General features: G+C 71.1%; 18 protein-coding genes. 11 read left to right on the top strand and 7 right to left on the bottom strand.

Annotation, left to right across the window (positions count from 1 at the left end; translation table 11 throughout):
• Positions 1–10: 10 nt before the first annotated feature.
• Both BMZ82_RS01680 and BMZ82_RS01675 read right to left on the bottom strand, forming a co-directional pair.
• The gene (locus BMZ82_RS01680; RefSeq protein ID WP_093770793.1) at positions 11–1,081 is read right to left on the bottom strand and encodes an ABC transporter permease; all 1,071 of its coding nucleotides are present in this window, start codon (positions 1,079–1,081) and stop codon (positions 11–13) included.
• Positions 1,078–2,643: a sugar ABC transporter ATP-binding protein gene (locus BMZ82_RS01675; RefSeq protein WP_256251707.1), complete on the bottom strand. Its 1,566-nt coding sequence runs from the start codon at positions 2,641–2,643 to the stop codon at positions 1,078–1,080. Before BMZ82_RS01675 ends, BMZ82_RS01680 begins: the two co-directional genes overlap by 4 nt.
• 272 nt (positions 2,644–2,915) lie before the next feature.
• On the opposite strand from BMZ82_RS01675, the gene rhaI reads away from it, so the two are divergent.
• The 6 genes from rhaI (at position 2,916) to BMZ82_RS01645 (ending at position 10,668) form a co-directional block, all read left to right on the top strand.
• Positions 2,916–4,076 carry an L-rhamnose isomerase gene (gene rhaI / locus BMZ82_RS01670; protein WP_093770791.1) on the top strand — a complete coding sequence of 387 codons (1,161 nt, stop codon included), beginning with the start codon at positions 2,916–2,918 and terminating at the stop codon, positions 4,074–4,076.
• Between the two features lie 139 nt (positions 4,077–4,215).
• The gene (locus tag BMZ82_RS01665; RefSeq protein ID WP_093770789.1) at positions 4,216–6,255 is read left to right on the top strand and encodes a bifunctional aldolase/short-chain dehydrogenase; all 2,040 of its coding nucleotides are present in this window, start codon (positions 4,216–4,218) and stop codon (positions 6,253–6,255) included.
• Positions 6,256–6,260: 5 nt separating this feature from the next.
• Positions 6,261–7,697: a rhamnulokinase gene (locus tag BMZ82_RS01660; RefSeq protein WP_093771123.1), complete on the top strand. Its 1,437-nt coding sequence runs from the start codon at positions 6,261–6,263 to the stop codon at positions 7,695–7,697.
• Positions 7,698–7,781: 84 nt separating this feature from the next.
• The gene (locus BMZ82_RS01655; RefSeq protein ID WP_093770787.1) at positions 7,782–8,537 is read left to right on the top strand and encodes a (Fe-S)-binding protein; all 756 of its coding nucleotides are present in this window, start codon (positions 7,782–7,784) and stop codon (positions 8,535–8,537) included.
• Positions 8,534–10,018, top strand: a complete 1,485-nt coding sequence (locus tag BMZ82_RS01650) for a LutB/LldF family L-lactate oxidation iron-sulfur protein (RefSeq protein WP_093770785.1) — start codon at positions 8,534–8,536, stop codon at positions 10,016–10,018. The genes BMZ82_RS01655 and BMZ82_RS01650 overlap by 4 nt, the downstream gene beginning before the upstream one ends.
• An 8-nt stretch (positions 10,019–10,026) precedes the next feature.
• Positions 10,027–10,668, top strand: coding sequence for a LutC/YkgG family protein (locus BMZ82_RS01645; RefSeq protein ID WP_093770783.1), 642 nt, complete (start codon positions 10,027–10,029; stop codon positions 10,666–10,668).
• A gap of 2 nt (positions 10,669–10,670) precedes the next feature.
• Here BMZ82_RS01645 and BMZ82_RS01640 read toward each other — a convergent pair whose 3' ends face one another.
• A complete protein-coding gene (locus BMZ82_RS01640) occupies positions 10,671–11,051 on the bottom strand; it encodes a winged helix-turn-helix transcriptional regulator (RefSeq protein ID WP_093770781.1) in 381 nt (126 codons plus the stop codon).
• Between the two features lie 98 nt (positions 11,052–11,149).
• Here BMZ82_RS01640 and BMZ82_RS01635 point away from each other — a divergent pair, with 98 nt between their 5' ends.
• Positions 11,150–12,010 carry an NAD(P)H-binding protein gene (locus tag BMZ82_RS01635; protein WP_093770779.1) on the top strand — a complete coding sequence of 287 codons (861 nt, stop codon included), beginning with the start codon at positions 11,150–11,152 and terminating at the stop codon, positions 12,008–12,010.
• Between the two features lie 62 nt (positions 12,011–12,072).
• Here BMZ82_RS01635 and BMZ82_RS01630 read toward each other — a convergent pair whose 3' ends face one another.
• On the bottom strand, positions 12,073–12,651 hold the full coding sequence (locus BMZ82_RS01630) for a hypothetical protein (protein ID WP_093771121.1): 579 nt from the start codon (positions 12,649–12,651) through the stop codon (positions 12,073–12,075).
• 247 nt (positions 12,652–12,898) lie between these two features.
• On the opposite strand from BMZ82_RS01630, the gene BMZ82_RS01625 reads away from it, so the two are divergent.
• From BMZ82_RS01625 to BMZ82_RS01615, 3 genes are all read left to right on the top strand, one after another.
• A complete protein-coding gene (locus tag BMZ82_RS01625; protein ID WP_093770777.1) occupies positions 12,899–14,119 on the top strand; it encodes an IS110 family RNA-guided transposase in 1,221 nt (406 codons plus the stop codon).
• A 111-nt stretch (positions 14,120–14,230) separates the two neighbouring features.
• Positions 14,231–15,088, top strand: a complete 858-nt coding sequence (locus BMZ82_RS01620) for an AAA family ATPase (RefSeq protein ID WP_093771119.1) — start codon at positions 14,231–14,233, stop codon at positions 15,086–15,088.
• Positions 15,089–15,108: 20 nt separating this feature from the next.
• Positions 15,109–16,437 (top strand): VWA domain-containing protein, encoded by a 1,329-nt coding sequence (locus BMZ82_RS01615; RefSeq protein WP_093771117.1) that lies wholly within the window; start codon positions 15,109–15,111, stop codon positions 16,435–16,437.
• Positions 16,438–16,460: 23 nt separating this feature from the next.
• On the opposite strand, the gene BMZ82_RS01610 is transcribed toward BMZ82_RS01615, so the two are convergent.
• From BMZ82_RS01610 to BMZ82_RS01600, 3 genes are all read right to left on the bottom strand, one after another.
• Complete coding sequence (locus tag BMZ82_RS01610; RefSeq protein ID WP_093770775.1) at positions 16,461–16,820, bottom strand: cupin domain-containing protein; 360 nt, start codon at positions 16,818–16,820, stop codon at positions 16,461–16,463.
• Between the two features lie 158 nt (positions 16,821–16,978).
• Positions 16,979–17,956, bottom strand: a complete 978-nt coding sequence (locus BMZ82_RS01605) for a threonine/serine dehydratase family protein (protein WP_093770773.1) — start codon at positions 17,954–17,956, stop codon at positions 16,979–16,981.
• Positions 17,953–18,654 (bottom strand): helix-turn-helix transcriptional regulator, encoded by a 702-nt coding sequence (locus BMZ82_RS01600; RefSeq protein WP_093770772.1) that lies wholly within the window; start codon positions 18,652–18,654, stop codon positions 17,953–17,955. Before BMZ82_RS01600 ends, BMZ82_RS01605 begins: the two co-directional genes overlap by 4 nt.
• Positions 18,655–18,841: 187 nt before the next feature.
• Here BMZ82_RS01600 and BMZ82_RS01595 point away from each other — a divergent pair, with 187 nt between their 5' ends.
• Complete coding sequence (locus BMZ82_RS01595; RefSeq protein ID WP_093770770.1) at positions 18,842–19,660, top strand: SAM-dependent methyltransferase; 819 nt, start codon at positions 18,842–18,844, stop codon at positions 19,658–19,660.
• The last annotated feature ends 13 nt before the right edge of the window (positions 19,661–19,673 follow it).

Genomic DNA, 19,673 nt, shown 5'->3' with positions numbered 1-19,673 from the left:
GTTCAGGGACTCACGCACGAGTCTCCCCCTTCGCTACGGCCGCCCCGGCGGACGCCGACGTCTTCTTCAGCGCGGACGCCACCCGTACGGCGACGATCCGGTCGACCGCGATGGCCAGCAGGAGCAGGACGCCGTTGATGGCGAGCACCCAGACCGAGCTGACGCCGAGGGCGGGCAGGACACTGTTGACGGAGGTGAGGAGCAGCGCGCCGAGGGCCGCACCGTAGACGCTGCCGGAGCCGCCGGTGAAGACGACGCCGCCGACCACGACCGCGCTGACGACGGTGAGTTCGTAGCCGGTGCCGGTGCTGGAGTCGACGTTGCCGAACCGGGCCAGGTACAGCGCCCCGGCGAGTCCTGCGAGGCCGCCGCAGAAGGTGTACGCGGCGAGGATCCGCTTGCGCACCGGGATGCCGGCGAGGCGGGCGGCCTCCGGGTTGGAGCCGAGCGCGTACAACTCGCGGCCGCCGCCGAAGTGTTTGAGGTAGTAGGCGGTGGCGATCAGCACGGCGAGCGCGATGAGCGCGAGGTACGGGACGGCGGAGAGGCCGCCCGAGCCGAAGTCGACGAAGGAGGCGGGCAGATCGGCCGCGGTGATCTGGCGGGAGCCGACCCAGATGGAGTCGACGCCCCGGATGATGTACAGCGTGCCGAGGGTGACGACCAGGGCGGGCACCTGGCCGAGGCTGACGAGCAGGCCGTTGAGCAGCCCGCAGCCGACGCCGAGCAGGGCGGCCAGCACGATCGCGAGCACCGGGTCGCCGCCGCCGTGCAGATAGGTGCCGGCGGCGAAGGCGCTGATGCCGAGGGTGGAGCCGACCGACAGGTCGACGTTGCGGGTGATGACGACGAGGGACTGGCCGGTGGCGACCAGCACCAGGATCGTCGCGTTCAGCAGCAGGTCCTTGACGCCCTGCTCGGACAGGAACGCGCTGTTGCCCGCCTGGGTGACGGCGATCATCACCAGGAGGACGACCAGGATGGCGAGTTCGCGCATCCTGAAGACACGGTCGACCAGCCGGGTGCCGCCGGACTTCGCCGCCTCGGCGACGGGGGCCTCGTGGGAGGTGGTCACCGTCATGCGGCGGCCCTCCCGGTGGCTGCGGCCAGCACGGTCTCCTCGGTGGCGGCGGAGCGGGGGATCTCGGCGGCCAGGCGGCCCTCGTGCATCACCAGCACCCGGTCGGCCATGCCGAGGATCTCGGGCAGGTCGGAGGAGATCATCAGGACGGCGACCCCGTCGGCGGCCAACTCGCCGAGCAGCCGGTGCACTTCGGCCTTGGTGCCGACGTCGATGCCACGGGTCGGCTCGTCGACGATGAGCACCTTCGGCCCGGTGGCGAGCCACTTGGCGAGGACGACCTTCTGCTGGTTGCCGCCGGACAGCGTGTTGACGGAGTCGGCGATCCGGGCGTACTTCACCTGGAGCCTGACCGCCCAGTCGAGGGCGCGGCTGCGCTCGGCGGCGCGGTCCATCAGGCCGGCCTTCACCGTCGTACGCAGTCCGGTCAGGTTGATGTTGCGCTCGATGGACATGTCCATCACCAGTCCCTGGGCGCGCCGGTCCTCCGGTACCAGGGCGAGGCCGGCGGCCATCGCGGTGGAGGGTGCGCCGTTGGTGAGCGGACGGCCGTCCACGTGGACCTCGCCGCCGTCCCAGCGGTCGATGCCGAACACCGCCCGGGCCACCTCCGTGCGCCCGGCGCCGACGAGTCCGGCCAGGCCGACGATCTCGCCGCGCCGGACCTCGAAGGAGACGTCGGTGAAGACACCCTCCCGCGTCAACCGGCGAACGCTCAGGGCGACTTCGCCCGGGGTGACGTCCTGCTTGGGGTAGAGCTCGTCGAGGTCGCGGCCGACCATGCGGCGGACCAGGTCGTCCTCGGTCATGCCGTCGATCGGCTCGCTGGCGATCAACTCGCCGTCGCGCAAGGTCGTCACGCGTCGGCAGATCCGGAAGATCTCCTCCAGCCGGTGGGAGATGAACAGGACGGCCGCGCCCTGTTCGCGCAGGGTGCCTACGACCGCGAAGAGGCGGGCGACCTCGCTGCCGGTGAGGGCGGCGGTCGGCTCGTCCATGATGAGGACGCGGGCGTCGAAGGAGAGCGCTTTGGCGATCTCGACGATCTGCTGGTCGGCGATGGACAGTCCGCGCGCCGGGTGGTCGGGGTCGAGGTCGACGCCGAGGCGCTCCATCAGGGCGGCGGTGGCGGCGCGGGTGGCCTTGTGGTCGATCCGGCCGAGGGCGCGCCGGGGCTGGCGGCCCATGTAGATGTTCTCGGCGATCGAAAGGTCGGGGAAGAGCGTCGGCTCCTGGTAGATCACGGCGATGCCGGCGTCGCGGGCGTCGCCGGGGCCGTGGAAGACGACGGGCTCACCGTCGAGCAGCACCCGGCCGGCGTCGGGTCGGTGCACCCCCGCGAGGGTCTTGATGAGGGTCGACTTGCCCGCGCCGTTCTCCCCGGCGAGGGCGTGCACCTCGCCGGGGAACAGCTCCAGGGAGACGCCCCGCAGGGCGCGCACGGCCCCGAAGGACTTGGCTACGTCCTTCAGCGCCAGCACCGGGGCCGCTCCCGGGGCCGCTTCCGGGTCGGCTCCCGGATCGAGTCCCGGGTCGGGTCCCGGATCGGACGGGTGGGTCATGGGTGGCTCCTCGACGACGTCCGGGGACGGGGCCCGTCGGGGCCGCCACGGCGTCGTGAAAGGTTTCAACTGGGTTGCCGGGACGTTAGGCAGGCAGGGCATGTCACGTCAATGGGTCGGTCTCGAAAAGTTTTCGATAGCCGAAGGTCGCGCGGCGGTTACGGACAACAGGCCTGAACGAAGGGGTTGACACTGCTTCGGCGGCCTCATAGCTTCCCGTTCTGAATCGTTTCACCCAGCATGGATGTCAACCGATGTCACAGGAGCCCGAAGTGACCGACCTCGCCGCGGTGAAAGCCGCGCTGAAGACCCAGGCCGTCGAGACGCCGTCGTGGGCGTACGGGAACTCGGGGACCCGCTTCAAGGTGTTCGCCCAGCAGGGCGTGCCGCGCACCCCGCAGGAGAAACTGGACGACGCGGCGCAGGTGCACGCGTTCACCGGCGTGGCCCCGACCGTGGCGCTGCACATCCCGTGGGACCGGGTGGCGGACTACTCCGCGCTCGCGAAACACGCCGAGGACCGGGGTGTGAGGCTCGGGGCGATCAACTCCAACACCTTCCAGGACGACGCCTACAAACTGGGCAGCATCTGCCATCCGGACGCGGCGGTACGGCGCAAGGCTCTCGATCATCTGCTGGACTGCGTCGACATCATGGACGCGACGGGCTCCGCCGACCTGAAGCTGTGGTTCGCGGACGGCACGAACTATCCCGGGCAGGACGACCTCCGCGCCCGCCAGGACCGGCTGGCCGAGGGGCTCTCCGAGGTGTACGCGCGGCTGGGGGACGGGCAGCGGATGCTGCTCGAGTACAAGTTCTTCGAGCCCGCCTTCTACTCGACGGACGTGCCGGACTGGGGGACGGCGTACGCGCACTGTCTGAAGCTGGGGCCGAAGGCGCAGGTCGTGGTCGACACCGGGCACCACGCGCCCGGCACGAACATCGAGTTCATCGTCGCCACGCTGCTGCGGGAGGGGAAGCTCGGGGGGTTCGACTTCAACTCGCGCTTCTACGCCGACGACGACCTCATGGTGGGCGCCGCCGATCCGTTCCAGTTGTTCCGGATCATGTACGAGGTGGTGCGTGGGGGCGGGTTCACCTCCGACGTGGCGTTCATGCTCGACCAGTGCCACAACATCGAGGCGAAGATTCCGGCGATCATCCGGTCCGTGATGAACGTTCAGGAGGCGACGGCGAAGGCGCTGCTCGTCGACCGGTCGGCGTTGGCCGCGGCTCAGGTCTCCGGGGATGTGTTGGAGGCGAATGCGGTGGTGATGGATGCGTTCAACACGGATGTGCGGCCGCTTCTGTGTGAGGTGCGGGAGGAGATGGGGGTGGACCCCGATCCCATCGCCGCGTACCGGAGGTCTGGGTGGGCCGAGAAGATCGTTGCCTCGCGGGTTGGTGGGGAGCAGGCGGGGTGGGGGGCGTGAGCGTCTGCCTGGTTCTGTAGTTCGCGGGCTGCGGGCCGGTTGTGGCTGGTCGCGCCCACGCGGCGGAGCCGCATATCGATACAGCCCCGCGCCCCTAGGGAAATGCACTCCCCCTCAGTCGAGAAGTAAAGGAATCTCTATGTCCACCCACCCCGAAGCCTCCGCCCTCCTCGGCCGGTCCCATCGGCTCGGCGCTGATGCTCGCAATACGAACTACGCCGGTGGGAACACGTCCGCCAAGGGGACCGGCGTCGACCCCGTGACCGGTGGGGACGTCGAGTTGATGTGGGTGAAGGGGTCGGGCGGTGATCTCGGGACGCTCACCGAGGGCGGGCTTGCCGTGTTGCGGTTGGATCGGCTGCGGGGGCTCGTCGACGTCTATCCGGGCGTCGAGCGCGAGGACGAGATGGTTGCCGCGTTTGACTACTGCCTGCATGGGAAGGGTGGGGCGGCGCCGTCGATCGACACCGCCATGCACGGGCTCGTCGACGCCGTCCACGTGGATCATCTGCACCCCGACTCCGGGATCGCGCTCGCCTGTGCGGCGGACGGGGAGAAGTTGACCGCCGAGTGTTTCGGGGACCGTGTGGTGTGGGTGCCCTGGCGGCGGCCGGGCTTCCAGCTCGGGCTGGACATCGCCGCCGTCAAGGCGGCCAACCCGCAGGCCGTCGGGTGTGTCCTCGGCGGGCACGGGGTCACCGCCTGGGGCGACACCTCCGAGGAGTGCGAGCGCAACTCGCTGCACATCATCCAGACCGCGGAGGCGTTCCTGACGGAGAAGGGCCGCGCCGAGCCCTTCGGTCCCGTTATCGAGGGGTACGAGGCGCCGGCCGAGGGCGAGCGGCGGGCCCGGGCCGCCGCACTCGCGCCGTACGTGCGGGCGATCGCCTCTCAAGACCGGCCCCAGGTAGGGCACTTCGACGACTCCGACGTCGTCCTCGACTTCCTGGCGCGGGCCGAGCACCCGCGGCTCGCCGCGCTCGGTACGTCGTGTCCCGACCACTTCCTGCGCACCAAGGTGCGGCCGCTGGTCCTCGACCTGCCGCCGACCGGTCCGTTGGAGGAGGCGATCGCCCGGCTGAAGGAACTGCACGCCGCCTACCGTGCGGAGTACGCCGCCTACTACCGGCGGCACGCCGAGCCCGACTCCCCCGCCATGCGCGGCGCGGACCCGGCGATCGTGCTGGTGCCGGGCGTGGGCATGTTCTCCTTCGGCAAGGACAAGCAGACCGCGCGGGTGGCCGGCGAGTTCTACGTCAACGCGATCAACGTGATGCGGGGCGCGGAGGCGGTGTCCTCGTACGCCCCGATCGAGGAGTCGGAGAAGTTCCGCATCGAGTACTGGGCGCTGGAGGAGGCCAAGCTCCGGCGGATGCCGAAGCCCAGGCCGCTGGCCGCGCGGGTGGCTCTGGTGACGGGGGCCGGGAGCGGGATCGGGAAGGCGATCGCGCGTCGGCTGGTGGCCGAGGGTGCCTGTGTCGTCGTCGCCGACGTCAATGGTGAGAACGCCTGCGCCGTCGCGGAGGAGTTGGGCGGGGCCGACAAGGCGGTCGCCGTCACCGTCGACGTGACGTCCGAGGAGCAGATCGCCGGGGCCTTCCGGGCCGCCGTGCTCGCCTTCGGCGGGGTCGACCTCGTCGTGAACAACGCCGGGATCTCCATCTCCAAGCCGTTGCTGGAGACTTCGGCGAAGGACTGGGATCTCCAACACGACATCATGGCCCGCGGATCGTTCCTCGTCTCGCGTGAGGCGGCTCGGGTGATGATCGCGCAGGGGTTGGGCGGGGACATCGTCTACATCGCGTCGAAGAACGCCGTCTTCGCCGGGCCCAACAACATCGCCTACTCGGCCACCAAGGCCGATCAGGCTCATCAAGTCCGGTTGCTGGCCGCTGAGTTGGGTGAGCACGGGATTCGCGTCAACGGGGTGAACCCGGACGGTGTGGTGCGTGGGTCGGGCATCTTCGCCGGTGGGTGGGGGGCGCAGCGGGCGGCCGTGTACGGGGTCGAGGAGGCGAAGTTGGGCGAGTTCTATGCGCAACGGACCATCCTCAAGCGGGAGGTGCTGCCCGAGCACGTCGCGAACGCCGTGTTCGCCCTGACGGGTGGGGAGTTGACCCACACCACCGGGCTGCACGTCCCCGTCGACGCGGGTGTGGCGGCCGCGTTCCTCCGGTGACGGCCGTGCGGTCGTACGCCGCTGTCGACCTCGGCGCGTCCAGTGGGCGCGTCATGGTCGGCCGAGTGGGCCCGGACTCGCTGGTGTTGGCGGAGGCGCACCGGTTCCCCAACCGGCCGGTGCGGGTGCCGGAGGGGCTGCGCTGGGACGTGCTGTCCCTGTACGCGGGGGTCCTGGACGGGCTGCGGGCGGCCGGCCGGGTGGACTCCGTCGGCATCGACAGTTGGGCCGTGGACTACGGCCTGCTGGACGCCGACGGGGCGCTGCTCGGCAACCCCGTCCACTACCGGGACGCCCGGACCGAGGGCGTCGCGGAGCAGGTGTGGGCGACGGTCCCGGCCGCCGAACTGTACGCGGCGACGGGTCTTCAGTACGCGCCCTTCAACACCCTGTACCAGTTGACGGCCGCGGCCTCCTCGGCCCAACTGGCGCAGGCCCGCCGGCTGTTGCTCATCCCCGACCTGCTGACGTACTGGCTGACCGGCGAGCAGGGCACCGAGCTCACCAACGCCTCCACCACCCAGCTCATCGACCCCCGCACCCGCGACTGGTCCTACGACGTCGCCGCCCGGCTCGGCATCGACCTGACCCTGTTCGCGCCCCTGCGCCGGCCCGGCGACCCGGCGGGGCTGCTGCGGGCCGAGGTGCTGGCGGAGACGGGGCTGACCGGGCCCGTGCCGATGACGGCCGTCGGCTCGCACGACACGGCGTCGGCCGTGGCCGCCGTCCCCGCCGCCGGGGAGCGGTTCGCCTACATATGCACCGGCACCTGGTCTCTGGCCGGACTGGAACTCGCCGCGCCCGTGCTCACCGAGGAGAGCCGCGCCGCCAACTTCACCAACGAACTGGGCCTCGACGGCACGGTCCGCTACCTGCGCAACATCATGGGGCTGTGGCTGCTCCAGGAGTGCGTACGGGCCTGGGGGGAACCGGAGTTGGGCGGGTTGCTGCGGGCGGCCACCGCCGTGCCTGCGCTGCGGTCGGTCGTGGACGCCGGGGACGCGGCGTTCCTGGCCCCCGGGCGGATGCCGGAGCGGATCGCCGACGCGTGCCGTGCCTCCGGGCAGCCGGTGCCGACGTCTCCCGCCGAGATCACGCGCTGCATCCTCGACTCCCTCGCCCTCGCGCACCGGCGGGCGATCGAGGACGCCGTGCGGCTCGCCGACCATCCGGTCGACGTCGTGCACATCGTCGGCGGCGGCACCCGCAACGCGCTTCTGTGCCAACTCACCGCCGACGCCTGCGGGTTGCCGGTGGTGGCCGGTCCGACGGAGGCGGCGACGCTCGGCAACGTGCTCGTCCAGGCGCGGGCGCACGGGCTCGCCGGGGATCGCGCCGCGCTGCGCCGGCTGATCGCCCGTACCCAGCCGCTGACCCGCTACGCGCCGCAGGGCGGGACCGAGCGGTGGCGGGCGGCGCAGGCCCGGCTCGCCGCGCGGTGAGCCGGGGTCTCCCCCGGGCCCCGGTGCCGGACTACCCTGCACTCATCCGATGACTCATTCGATGACCTATCGCTAGGAGCCGCGATGCGTGTCGCCCTGTTCCTGACCTGTGTCAACGACACGCTCTATCCGGACACCGGCCGCGCCGTGGTGAAACTCCTGACCAGGTTGGGCGTCGAGGTCGACTTCCCGATGGCCCAGACCTGCTGCGGGCAGGCCCACTACAACACCGGCTACCGCCATGAGGCCGAGCCGCTCGCCCGGCATTTCTCCGATGTCTTCGGGGAGTACGAGGCGATCGTCACGCCCTCCGGGTCGTGCGGGGCGATGGTGCGGGAGCTGTATCCCCGGATGGGCGAGCGGGCTCGGGCCGAGGGGCGCGGGACTGCTCTCGCGGCCACGCTGGCGCCGGTGGTGCCGAAGACGTACGAGCTGACCGAGTTCCTGGTCGACGTGCTCGGGGTGACGGACGTCGGCGCGTACTACCCGCACACGGTGACCTACCACCCCACATGTCACGGACTGCGCAGTCTCGGGCTCGGGGAGCGGCCCCTGCGGCTGCTGCGGGCGGTGAAGGGGCTGGAGCTGGTGGAGCTGCCCGGCGCCGACGAGTGCTGCGGCTTCGGCGGGACGTTCGCGCTGAAGAACCCGGACGTGTCGGCGGCGATGGGCGCGGACAAGGTGCGCAACGCGGAGTCGACGGGCGCCGAGGTGCTGTGCGCGGCGGACAACTCCTGTCTGATGCACATCGGGGGGACCATGACCCGGCTGAAGACCGGTATGCGGCCGGTGCACATCGCGGAGATTTTGGCGGGCACGGAAGGGGACGCTGCGCTGTGAGCGGGACGTTCGTCGGGATGCCGGCGTTTCCGGAGGCGGCGCGCGAGGCGGTCGGCAACCCGACGCTGCGCGGCAATCTGCGGCACGCCACGCACACCATCCGCGCCAAGCGCGCGAAGGCGGTCGCCGAGCTGTCCGACTGGGCGGCGCTACGGGAGGCCGGCAAGCAGATCAAGGACCACACCCTCCGCCAACTCGACCGGTACCTCGTCCAGTTGGAGGAATCGGTCACGGCGGCGGGCGGCACGGTCCACTGGGCCGCCGACGCGGACGAGGCGAACCGGATCGTGACCCGACTCGTCAAGGAGACGGGCGAGTCGGAGGTCGTCAAGGTCAAGTCGATGGCCACGCAGGAAATCGGGCTCAACGAGGCACTGGAGGCGGCCGGCATCCGCGCCTACGAGACCGATCTCGCCGAGCTGATCGTGCAGTTGGGCAACGACCGGCCGTCGCACATCCTGGTCCCCGCCATCCACCGCAACCGGGGTGAGATCCGGGACATCTTCCGCGCCGAGATGAGCGAGTGGGGGCGTCCGGCTCCCGAGGGCCTCACCGACACACCGGCCGAACTCGCCGAGGCCGCACGCCTCCACCTGCGCGAGAAGTTCCTGCGGGCCAAGGTCGGCGTCTCAGGCGCGAACTTCATGGTCGCCGAGACCGGCACCCTGGTCGTCGTCGAGTCCGAGGGCAACGGGCGGATGTGCCTCACACTCCCCGAGACGCTGATCTCCGTTGTCGGCATCGAGAAAATCGTGCCGACGTGGCGGGACCTGGAGGTCTTCCTCCAGACGCTGCCCCGCTCCTCCACGGCCGAGCGCATGAACCCGTACACGTCGACCTGGACCGGCACGACGGACGGCGACGGTCCGCAGACCTTCCACCTCGTCCTGCTGGACAACGGCCGCACCGACACCCTCGCCGACGAGGTCGGCCGCCAGGCCCTGCGCTGCATCCGCTGCTCGGCCTGTCTGAACGTCTGCCCGGTGTACGAGCGGGCCGGCGGCCACGCCTACGGCTCGGTGTACCCGGGGCCGATCGGCGCGATCCTCAGCCCCCAACTCCGGGGCACGCAGAGCGAGATCGACGCCTCACTCCCATACGCCTCGTCGCTGTGCGGGGCCTGTTACGAGGTCTGCCCGGTCGCCATCGACATCCCGGAGGTGCTGGTGCATCTGCGGGAACGGATCGTCGAGGGCGGTCCGGTGACGCGGGACGGCAACAAGGTGGTGCTGAAGCCGGCCAAGGGGCATGCCGCCGAGCGGGCGGCGATGCGGGCGGCGCGCTGGGCGTTCGGCCGCCCCGGCGCTCTGCGCACCGGCCAGCGGCTGGCGTCCCGCACCCGCCGCTTCCACCCCCGTACGCTGCCCGGTCCGGGCAGGGCGTGGAGCGGTACACGGGATCTGCCGGCCGTGCCCGCCGAGCCGTTCCGCGACTGGTGGCAGCGTACGCAGGGGACGATCGGAGAGGGCGGGGCGAAGTGAGCAGCGAAGTGAGCAGCAGGGAACGGATCCTGGGCCGGGTGCGGCGCGCGCTGGCCGACGTACCGCAGGACGACCCTCCGTACGCGGAGGCCGTCGCGCGCGACTATCTGCGGGAGCACGGCAGTCGGAGCGTCGCGGAGACGGTGGAGCTGCTGGCGGAGAATCTGGCGGACTACCGGGCCGTCGTGCATCGCACCGACGCCGAGGAACTGCCCTACCTCGTCATGCGGTTGCTCGCCGAGCGCGGATCACGGTACGTGCTGGTGCCGCCAGGGTTGCCGCCCGCGTGGTTGTCCGCCGCTGACCCGACCCGGGTGCACGACCGCGCGGTGAGTACTCCCCAGGAACTGGACGAGGTGGAGAGCGTGATCACCGGCTGTGCCGTCGCCGTCGCCGAGACCGGCACGATCGTCCTGGACGGCGGCCCCGACCAGGGCCGACGCCGGATCACCCTGGTCCCCGACCACCACATCTGCGTGGTACGCGTCCCCGAGCAGGTCGTGTCCTCGGTGCCGCAGGCTCTCGAACGCCTCGACCCGGCACGTCCGTTGACGTGGATCTCCGGTCCGTCGGCGACCAGCGATATCGAGTTGGACCGGGTGGAGGGGGTGCACGGCCCGCGCACGCTGGAGGTGATCCTCCTCGACTGAGGTCACCTGGCGTCGTATCCCTCCCGGGACTGTTCCACCTTGGGCAGGTTGGCGGTGGCCCATTCGGCGAGGTTAGCGAAGAGCGGGGCGAGGCTGAGGCCGAGTGCGCTGATCTCGTACTCGACGCGCGGGGGCACCTCCGGGTGGTAGGTGCGGGTGAGGAGGCCGTCGCGTTCGAGCTGCCTGAGGCGCTGGGTGAGCACCTTGGGGGTGATGTGCGCGATCCGGCGCTCCAGTTCGCCGAAACGCTGGCGGCCGTGCGTGTGCAGGGTCCACAGGATCGGCGTGGTCCAGCGGCTGAACACGATGTCGACCACGGGGGCTATGGGGCAGGCGAGTTCGGGATCGGCCGACGTCTCGGTCGCGTGGACGGCCATGTGCATCCCTCCGGGAGAGTCACTTTCCTCTGGGTACCTACTATACGAGCGGTGCTAGCTTCGCCCGGCAAGGGCAACAACCCATCCTCGGCAAGGAGTTAGCCATGATCGTGGTGACGGGGGCGACCGGTAACGTCGGCCGTGAACTGGTCCGTTTTCTCACGGATGCGGGCGAGAAGGTGACCGCCACGTCCCGGAACATCTCGGACGCGGAAGCCCCGGACAGGCAAGTCCCGGACGGTGTACGGCGGTTGCGCGCGGACCTCACCGACGCGGCGAGCCTGCGGCCCGTGTTCGACGGGGCCGACGCGCTGTTCCTTCAGAACGGCGGCACCAGCGCGCATCTGCTCGACCCGCGGAGCATCCTCGACGTCGCCGAGTCCGCCGGGGTCCGCCGGGTGGTGCTGCTGTCCTCGCAGGGAGTCGTGACCCGCCCGGAGTCGGCGTCGCACGGGAGCGTGGCGCGGACCATCGAGGACGCCGTCCGGGACTCGGGCCTGGACTGGACGATCCTGCGGCCCGGCGGCTTCCACTCCAACGCCTACGCCTGGGCGGAGCCGGTCCGCGCCCGCCGCACCGTCGCGGCCCCCTTCGGCGACGTCGCGCTGCCCAGCGTCGACCCGGCCGACATCGCCGAGGTCGCTGCCGTGGCCCTACGGGAGGACGGACACGCGGGCGCTGTCTACGAGTTGACCGGTCCCGCGCTGACGACACCCCGGCAGCGGGCGGCGGCCATCGGCGAGGCGCTCGGCGAGCCGGTCCGGTTCGTCGAGCAGACGCGGGAGGAGGCCCGCGCACAGATGCTGGCGTTCATGCCGGAGCCGGTCGTCGAGACCACCCTCTCCATCCTCGGCGAGCCGACACCCGCCGAGCGGCGCGTCAGCCCGGACGTGGAGCGGGTGTTGGGCCGCGCACCGCACGCCTTCGAGGAGTGGGCGCGGCGCAACGCGGCGGCGTTCCGGTGAGCCGCTGAAGAGCTGAGGCGAGGTTGCGCGAGGGCGTCATGGCCTGCGTCGACGGCGTGGGGTCACGAGTAGGCCATCGGGCAGCCCTGCCGCAGCGCGTACTGGGCGGCCCGTAGGTAGACCGCCGTGTAGAACGCGGTGGTCAGGTCGTCGGACCAGGGGCCCGGTCGGACCGCCGCCGTCTGCTCCGCCTCGCCCTCCAGGAACCACAGGGTCAGTTCCAGGTTGCCGCCCGTCGCGGGTATCGCGTCCAGGGGCAGGCCGAGGATCGCGGCCAGCCGCTCGGCCAGCGCGAGGACCTGCGGCGCTCCCGCCACCAGCGTCTCATCGGTGTACGCCGTACCGATCGGCAGCGGGATCTCCCGCTCCAGGGAGAGCGGCACCAGGACCGACCAGTCCAGGAGGGTCCGCTGCTCGGCCCGGGTCAGATGCGCCTGGCACAGTGCGGCGAACCCGTCCATCGCGGGGCTCATCTTCTCCTCGAACCAGCCCGAGGCATCCCCGACCGACTCCCCCGGCCGGTACGGCGGCAGTCCGCGCCGCGCCAGCTCCTCGGCCAGCGCCGACGCGGTGTCGCCGTAGCCGCCCTCCTCCTGCCCGAACCAGTCCCGCGCGGCCACACTCACCAGATACACACCCATGACCCGCAACGTACCGCCCACCACTGACATTGATACTCGTACGCGGGTTCCGGCGGTCGTGGCTCTGCCACTGACTGGCGCCCTGCTGGGCTGTCTTCGCGTTGTTCTGCCCGGCCGCCGGAGCCTGGTTCTCATGGCTCCGGCCGGGCGGACCATGACCTGATAGGAGCTTGGTCAGAAGCCCCTTCAATGTCCTGTCTGAGCCACCCGGCCGACGCCACCTCCGGCTAGGAAGGCGTTCACCAGCATGGCAGCACAGGCCCCGGAAGACACCACTGGCATCGACCAGAAGGTGTTCGGAGGCGTCGACTCCCACACCGACACCCTCCATGTCGCGGTCATCAGCGACAACGGCGGCCGGCTCGCCGACGCCGAGTTCACCACCACACCCGCCGGATACGCCGCCGCCCTGGCCTTTCTCGACGCCCACGGCCAGGTCAGGGCGATCGGAGTGGAAGGCACCTCCTCCTACGGGGCCGGTTTCACCCGCGCCGCCCGCGCATGCGGGCACCGGGTCGTCGAGGTCAACCGCCCCGACAGGGCCGAACGCCGCCGGATCGGCAAGTCCGACCCCATCGACGCCTACGCCGCAGCCCGCGCCGCGCTGTCCGGACGGGCCTCCAGCACGCCCAAAAACGATACCGTCGCCGGCATACGCGCCCTGCACAACGCCGCCCGCTCCGCCGTGAAAGCGCGGACCGCCGCACTCAACCAGACCGGCAGCATCCTCGTCTGGGCCCCCGAGGCCATCCGCGCCAAGTACGGGCCGCTGAGATCAATGGACCGGGCTGATGCCCTGGCCCGACAGCGGCCTGCCGGAGACGCCCTCCACACCGCGGTCCTGACCGCGCTGAAAACCCTTGCCCGGCGTGTCAAGGAACTGACGGCCGAGCACGAAGCCCTCACCAAAGCCCTGGACACCGCGGTCACCACCGGCAACCCCGGCCAGCGGGCCGCCCACGGAGTCGGCCCCGACACCGCCGCACAACTGCTGATCACAGCAGGCGGCAACCCCGAACGCATGCGGACCGAGGCCTCCTTCGCCGCTCTCTGCGGAGCCGCCCCGGTCCCCGCCTCCAGCGGCAGGACCAACCGCCACCGCCTCTCCCGGGGCGGCGACCGGGCTGCGAACGCCGCCCTCTACCGCATCGCCCTGGTCCGCATGGGCAGCGACGCCCGCACTCGCGAGTACGTCGCGCGGCAGACCGCCGCCGGACGCACGAAGAAGGAGATCATCCGGCAGCTGAAACGAGCCATCGCCCGCGAGGTCTTCCGCTGCCTGTCCACCACGGTCAACGTTCCCGAAGTCGCGGACCTGCGTCCTCTGCGGCAGTCCAAGAACATCACCCTCACCGCCGCCGCACGACACCTCGGGGTCTGGCCGACCAGGATCTCCGACATCGAACGCGGAACCCGCCGACTCGACAACCTCGCCCACGCCTACCGCACCTGGCTCCAAACCGCTTGACCAGCAACAGGAGCATCAACGCCCCGGCCGTTGATGACAAATCCGGTGACCAAGCGCTTAGATAGTGACCGGATCATGCTCGCTGCCCGTGCCGGCCACCCGGAGGCCCCGTTGTTCACATCCGTCGACGATGTCGCCGCCCGGCTCGCCGAGACCGGGTATCTCGCCTCCCCGGCCGTCGCCACGACCGTCTTCCTCGCCGACCGGCTGGGCAAGCCGCTGCTCGTGGAGGGGCCGGCCGGGGTCGGCAAGACGGAGCTGGCCAAGGCGGTCGCCGAGGTGGCGGGGGCCCGGCTGGTGCGGCTCCAGTGCTACGAGGGTGTGGACGAGTCCCGGGCGCTGTACGAGTGGAACCACGCCAAGCAGTTGCTGCGCATCAGCGCGGGCCGCGACGAGACGTGGGACGAGACCCGCACGGACATCTTCAGCGAGGAGTTCCTCCTCCCGCGCCCGCTGCTGACCGCTATCCGGGGCGACGAGCCGACCGTCCTGCTGATCGACGAGACCGACAAGGCCGACGTCGAGGTGGAGGGGCTGCTCCTCGAAGTGCTCAGCGACTTCCAGATCACCGTCCCGGAACTGGGCACGGTCACCGCGACCCGCCGCCCCTTCGTCGTCCTCACCTCCAACGCGAGCCGGGAACTGTCGGAGGCGCTGCGCCGCCGCTGCCTGTTCCTCCATATCGGCTTCCCCGAGGAGGAGTTGGAGCGGCGGATCGTCCGGCTGAAGGTGCCCGGCATCGACGGGGCGCTGACCGACTCGGTGGTCCGGGTGGTCGGCGCGCTGCGCGCGATGGACCTGCGCAAGGCGCCGTCCGTCGCCGAGACGATCGACTGGGCGCGCACGCTGCTCGCGCTCGGCGCGACGACCCTCGACGAGGCCGTCGTACGGGACAGTCTGGGCGTGATCCTCAAGCACCAGGACGACATCCTCAAGGCCGGTGCGAAGCTCGACCTGGACGCCGTGTGAGCGCCGACGTCGCCGACCGTATGGTCGGCTTCGTCGCCGCGCTGCGCGCGCACGGCGTCCGCGTCGGCACCGGCGAGAGCGTGGACGCCGCCGAGGCGGCCGTGGCTCTGGGGTTCGCGGATCGCGGGCTGCTGCGCGAGGGGCTGGCCGCGACGCTGCTGCACTCGACGGACCAACGGCGGGTGTTCGACACCGTCTTCGACCTGTACTTCCCGTACGGCGTCGGCGCGCCCCTGGGCGAGAGCGGCGACCGGGACGACCTGCGCGACCGACTGGCCACCGCACTCGCCGCCGACGACGAGGCGATGCTGTCCCGGCTGGCGATCGAGGCGGTCGACGGGCTGGGCGGGTACGGGAGTTCACCGGGCGCGGACGGCTGGTCGTCGCATCAGACACTTGAACGGCTGCGCCCGCAGACGCTGTTGGCGCGGGTACGGGACGAACTCCGGGCCCGGGGCGGCGACATCGGATTCACCGACCGGCTCCTCGAGGACGAGATCCGCCGTCGTATCGAGGCGTTCCGCACTCTGGTGGCCGGGGAGGCGCGGCGCAGGGTCGCGGAGCGGCAGGGGCGGGACGAGATCGCCCGGCGGGCGGTCGCGCCGACCGCCGACCGGGTCGACTTCCTGTACGCGGGGCAGGACCGCCTGGCCGAACTGCGGCGGACGGTACAGCCGTTGGCCCGCAAGCTGGCGACCCGGATGGCGGCGCGCCGCCGTCGGGCCTCGCGGGGCACGATCGATCTGCGGCGCACCCTGCGCGGCTCCCTCTCGACGGGCGGGGTCCCGATGCGGCCCGTGCTGCGCCGCCGACGCCCGGTCCGCCCCGAACTGGTGCTGCTGTGCGATGTGTCGGGCTCGGTGTCCGGTTTCTCCGACTTCACGATGCTGCTGGTGCAGGCGCTGCACGACCAGTTCAGCAAGGTGCGCGTGTTCGCCTTCGTCAACCGGATCGACGAGGTGACGGGCCTGCTGCGGCACGGCGCGGCCGATCCGGCGGGGCTCGGCGCGCGCGTCCAGGCCGAGGCGCAGTTGACGGGCTACCACGGCAGCAGTGACTACGGCGTCGCGCTGGGCGAGTTCGTGCAGCGGTACGGCGGTGCGGTCGGCCCGCGCAGCACGGTGTTCGTGCTCGGCGACGCCCGGACGAACATGAGCGACCCGAATCTGGCCGCGCTCCGGCAGATCGCCGAACAGGCCCGCCACACCCACTGGTTGAACCCCGAGCCCCGCGCCCAGTGGGGCACCGGCGACTCGGCCGCACCCGAGTACGCCGAGCTGGTCGCGATGCACGAATGCCGCAACGCACACCAACTCGGCGTCCTGGTGGGCCGGTTGCTGCCGGTCTAGCCGTACCCCGGTTGTTTCTTGCGCTACTTCGCCTTCGCGTAGTCCTTGGCCATCGCGCCGGCGAAGTCGTACACCACGCACTGTTCGTCGCCCACGACCCAGGCGTCGTGCCCGGGTGGGATCACGAAGACGTCGCCCGGGCCGAGTTCGCCCTCGCCGCCTTCGTCCATGGTGATGTGCATACGGCCCTGGACGACGTAACCGTTGTGGTGGACCTGGCAACTGGTGGTTCCCGCGATCGGCGCCACGGACTCGGACCAGCGCCAGCCGGGTTCGAAGGTCCCGACGGCGAAGTCGAGACCGGTCATGTGCACGGCCTCCAGGTGGCCACGGGGGAAATCGCGCCGCTCGTCCGGCTTGTCGAGCGTCTTCACTTCCATCATGACGCTCCCTCCTTCCGGCCGCGCCTCACCACGGCCGGGGCCGGTCCCCCCGGCGGCTCTGGGCGTCGCGGGTCGGGGGCCGAGCCCCACCTCTCCATCGTCCGCCCGTCCTTCGGCAGCCGCCAATCGGCGGGCCCGCGCCGGTCAGCCGACGCCGGTCAGCCGGCTTCGCCGCACAGCTCGGCGAAGCGCCCGGTGTCGATGTTGCCGCCGGAGACGATCACGCCGACGCGCCGGGGCAGCCGGTCGACCCGCCCGGCGAGGAGCGCGGCCAGCGGGGTCGCGCCGCTGGGCTCCACGACGATCTTCAGGCGTTCGAAGGCGAACCGCATGGCCGCCCGGATCTCGTCGTCGGAGACCAGGACGATCCCGTCCACGAGCCGCCGGTTCACCGAGAAGGTCAGCTCGCCGGGCGTGGGCGCGGCCTGACCGTCGGCGATGGTGCGTGACACCGAGATCTCGATCCGCCGGCCCGCCTCCAGTGACCGCTTGGTGTCGTCCCCGGTCTCCGGTTCGACGCCGATGACCCGAATGCCCGGCCGCAGCCCCTTCAGCGCGGTCGCGCTGCCTGCGATCAGCCCGCCGCCCCCGACCGGCACCAGCACAGCGTCCAACTCCCCTGCCTCCTCCAGGAGTTCGAGCGCCGCAGTGCCCTGGCCCGCCATGACGTGCGGATGCTCGTAGGGCGGGATCAGTGCCAGACCCCGCTCGGCGGCCAGCGCCTCGCCGATGGCCTCCCGGTCGCCGGTGTAGCGGTCGTACGTGACGATCTCGGCGCCGTAGCCCTCCGTCGCCGCCCGCTTGGAGCGAGGCGTGTCCTCGGGCATGACGATCACGGCGCTGGTGCCGAGTTCCCGCGCGGCCAGGGCGACCGCCTGGGCGTGGTTGCCGGAGGAGTACGCGGCGATGCCCCGGGCGAGCTGCTCGGAGGTCAGCCGGGAGGCCGCGTTGTAGGCCCCGCGGAACTTGAAGGCGCCGACGCGCTGGAAGTTCTCGCACTTCAGGAGGGTTTCGGCGCCGACGATCCGGTCGAGGGTCCGCGAGCGCAGTACGGGTGTGCGGTGCGCGACGCCCTTGAGCCGGGCGGCCGCGTCACGGACGTCGTCGAGGGTGATCGGCGGGCGTGTGCTCGTCACGGGTGTGCTCCCTCGGGGGTGTCGTCGGTGCCGTTCGCCGCCGTATCGCGAGCGGCTCTGGTCTGGGAGAGGTAGCTGTAGGCGGAGGCGCGGGAGATGCCGAGACGGGCGGCGACCTGCTCGATCGCGCGCCGCACCGCGAACACCCCGTGTTCGTCCAGGCCGCGGAAGAGCGCCAGGCGGCGCGGCCGGTCGAGGCCGGCCCAGGTCTGGTCCTGGCGCAGCAGATGGGCGTCGAGGAGGGCGCCGACGACGGAGTCGATGTCGTCGCCGAAGGTGGTCACGGGCGGGTCGGCCCGCACCCCCGCCGTCCCGGCGAGCGCGGCCAGCAGGCCCTGCACCCGGTCCACCTCGGTGACGTCCACGTTGACGCACAGCGCGCCGAACACCGCGCCCGTGGAGTCGCGCAGCACCATCGTGGACGACTTCACCAGCTTTCCGCCGCCGGTGCGGGTGAGGTAGTTCAGTTCGTCGTCGGCGTCGTCGCCACGGGCGAGGACCCGCAGGCCGATCTCGCTCATCGCCCCGCCGACCGTCCGCCCGGTCACCGCCCCGGCGACGGCGACGACGGACTTCTCCGGCCGCCGGTAGTCGTGCAGCACCACCTCGCACACCGGCCCGAAGGTGGCCGCGATCCCGTCGACGACGGGGGTGAGTGCACGCAGGATCGCGTCCCGCTCGGATTCCCGGGATTCCATACCCCCGATTAGACCATGAGTCCAAACACTGGACCAGCAGTCCAAGTCGTCGGGGGCCCTGACACACCGCGTGTGGACACCTTCAGGGGATCTGTCGATCAAGGGGGTGGTGCCGCCAATTGCCGCTTCCCTAGGATGTGTTGTCGGCCGCGCCAGTCAGTTGGCACGGCGGGAACTGGGGGATGAGATGCAGCCTGGCAAACAGCTTTCCACCTCGATCGATGCCACGGTTCCGACCGCCGCGCGCATGTACGACCACTACCTGGGCGGCCGGGACAACTACGCGGCCGACCGCGCGGCCTGCGAGGAACTCGACAAGGTCGTCCCGAGCACCCGCGCCCTCGCGCTCAACAACCGGCGCTTCCTCCAGCGGGTCGTGAAGACCCTCACCCAGGAGTACGGGATCCGGCAGTTCCTGGACCACGGGTCAGGCCTGCCCACGCAGGACAACATCCACCAGGTCGCCCAGCGCATCGACCCGAGCACGCACGTCGTCTACGTCGACAACGACCCCATGGTGCTCGTGCACGGCCGGGCCCTGCTGGAGCAGGACGAGCGGACCACCGTCATCCACGCCGACATGCGGGAGACGGAGGCCATCTTCGCCCACGAGGACACCAAGCGCCTGATCGACTTCTCGCAGCCGGTGGCCGTGCTGTTCAACTCGGTCTTCCACTGCATCCCCGACAGCGACACCGACGGACCGCAGGCGGTGGTCCGCCGGGTGGCCGAACGACTCGCCCCCGGCAGCTATCTGGTGATGTGTCAGTTGGTCAGCGAGGACCCGGCGGTCCGGGAGTTCGTCACCGACTTCATGGACAAGGCCACCCAGGGCCACTGGGGCCGGGTGCGCCAGGAGCAGGACGTCGCCGCCCTGTTCGAGGGCCTGGAGATCCTCGAACCGGGACTCCTGGAGGTCTCCACCTGGCGCCCCGACACCGAGGTCGCGCCCCGCCAACTCACCCAGGAATGGATCGAGTTCGGCGGCGTCGGCCGCCTCAACTAGGACAGACAGGGCA

It is taken from the genome of Streptomyces sp. yr375 (genome assembly GCF_900110755.1).
Classification (GTDB): Bacteria; Actinomycetota; Actinomycetes; order Streptomycetales; family Streptomycetaceae; genus Streptomyces.
The sequence above is the reverse complement of the archived record's forward strand: the minus strand, read 5'-3'. Positions and strand labels throughout refer to the sequence as shown.

Coding starts and splice junctions, on each gene's coding strand:
- BMZ82_RS01625 (WP_093770777.1), top strand. CDS start 12,899: ATGGCAGCACAGGCCCCGGAAGACACCACTGGCATCGACCAGAAGGTG.
- BMZ82_RS01595 (WP_093770770.1), top strand. CDS start 18,842: ATGCAGCCTGGCAAACAGCTTTCCACCTCGATCGATGCCACGGTTCCG.
- BMZ82_RS01665 (WP_093770789.1), top strand. CDS start 4,216: ATGTCCACCCACCCCGAAGCCTCCGCCCTCCTCGGCCGGTCCCATCGG.
- BMZ82_RS01630 (WP_093771121.1), bottom strand. CDS start 12,651: ATGGGTGTGTATCTGGTGAGTGTGGCCGCGCGGGACTGGTTCGGGCAG.
- BMZ82_RS01675 (WP_256251707.1), bottom strand. CDS start 2,643: ATGACCCACCCGTCCGATCCGGGACCCGACCCGGGACTCGATCCGGGA.
- BMZ82_RS01610 (WP_093770775.1), bottom strand. CDS start 16,820: ATGATGGAAGTGAAGACGCTCGACAAGCCGGACGAGCGGCGCGATTTC.
- BMZ82_RS01615 (WP_093771117.1), top strand. CDS start 15,109: ATGGTCGGCTTCGTCGCCGCGCTGCGCGCGCACGGCGTCCGCGTCGGC.
- BMZ82_RS01655 (WP_093770787.1), top strand. CDS start 7,782: ATGCGTGTCGCCCTGTTCCTGACCTGTGTCAACGACACGCTCTATCCG.
- BMZ82_RS01600 (WP_093770772.1), bottom strand. CDS start 18,654: ATGGAATCCCGGGAATCCGAGCGGGACGCGATCCTGCGTGCACTCACC.
- BMZ82_RS01635 (WP_093770779.1), top strand. CDS start 11,150: ATGATCGTGGTGACGGGGGCGACCGGTAACGTCGGCCGTGAACTGGTC.
- BMZ82_RS01640 (WP_093770781.1), bottom strand. CDS start 11,051: ATGCACATGGCCGTCCACGCGACCGAGACGTCGGCCGATCCCGAACTC.
- BMZ82_RS01680 (WP_093770793.1), bottom strand. CDS start 1,081: ATGACGGTGACCACCTCCCACGAGGCCCCCGTCGCCGAGGCGGCGAAG.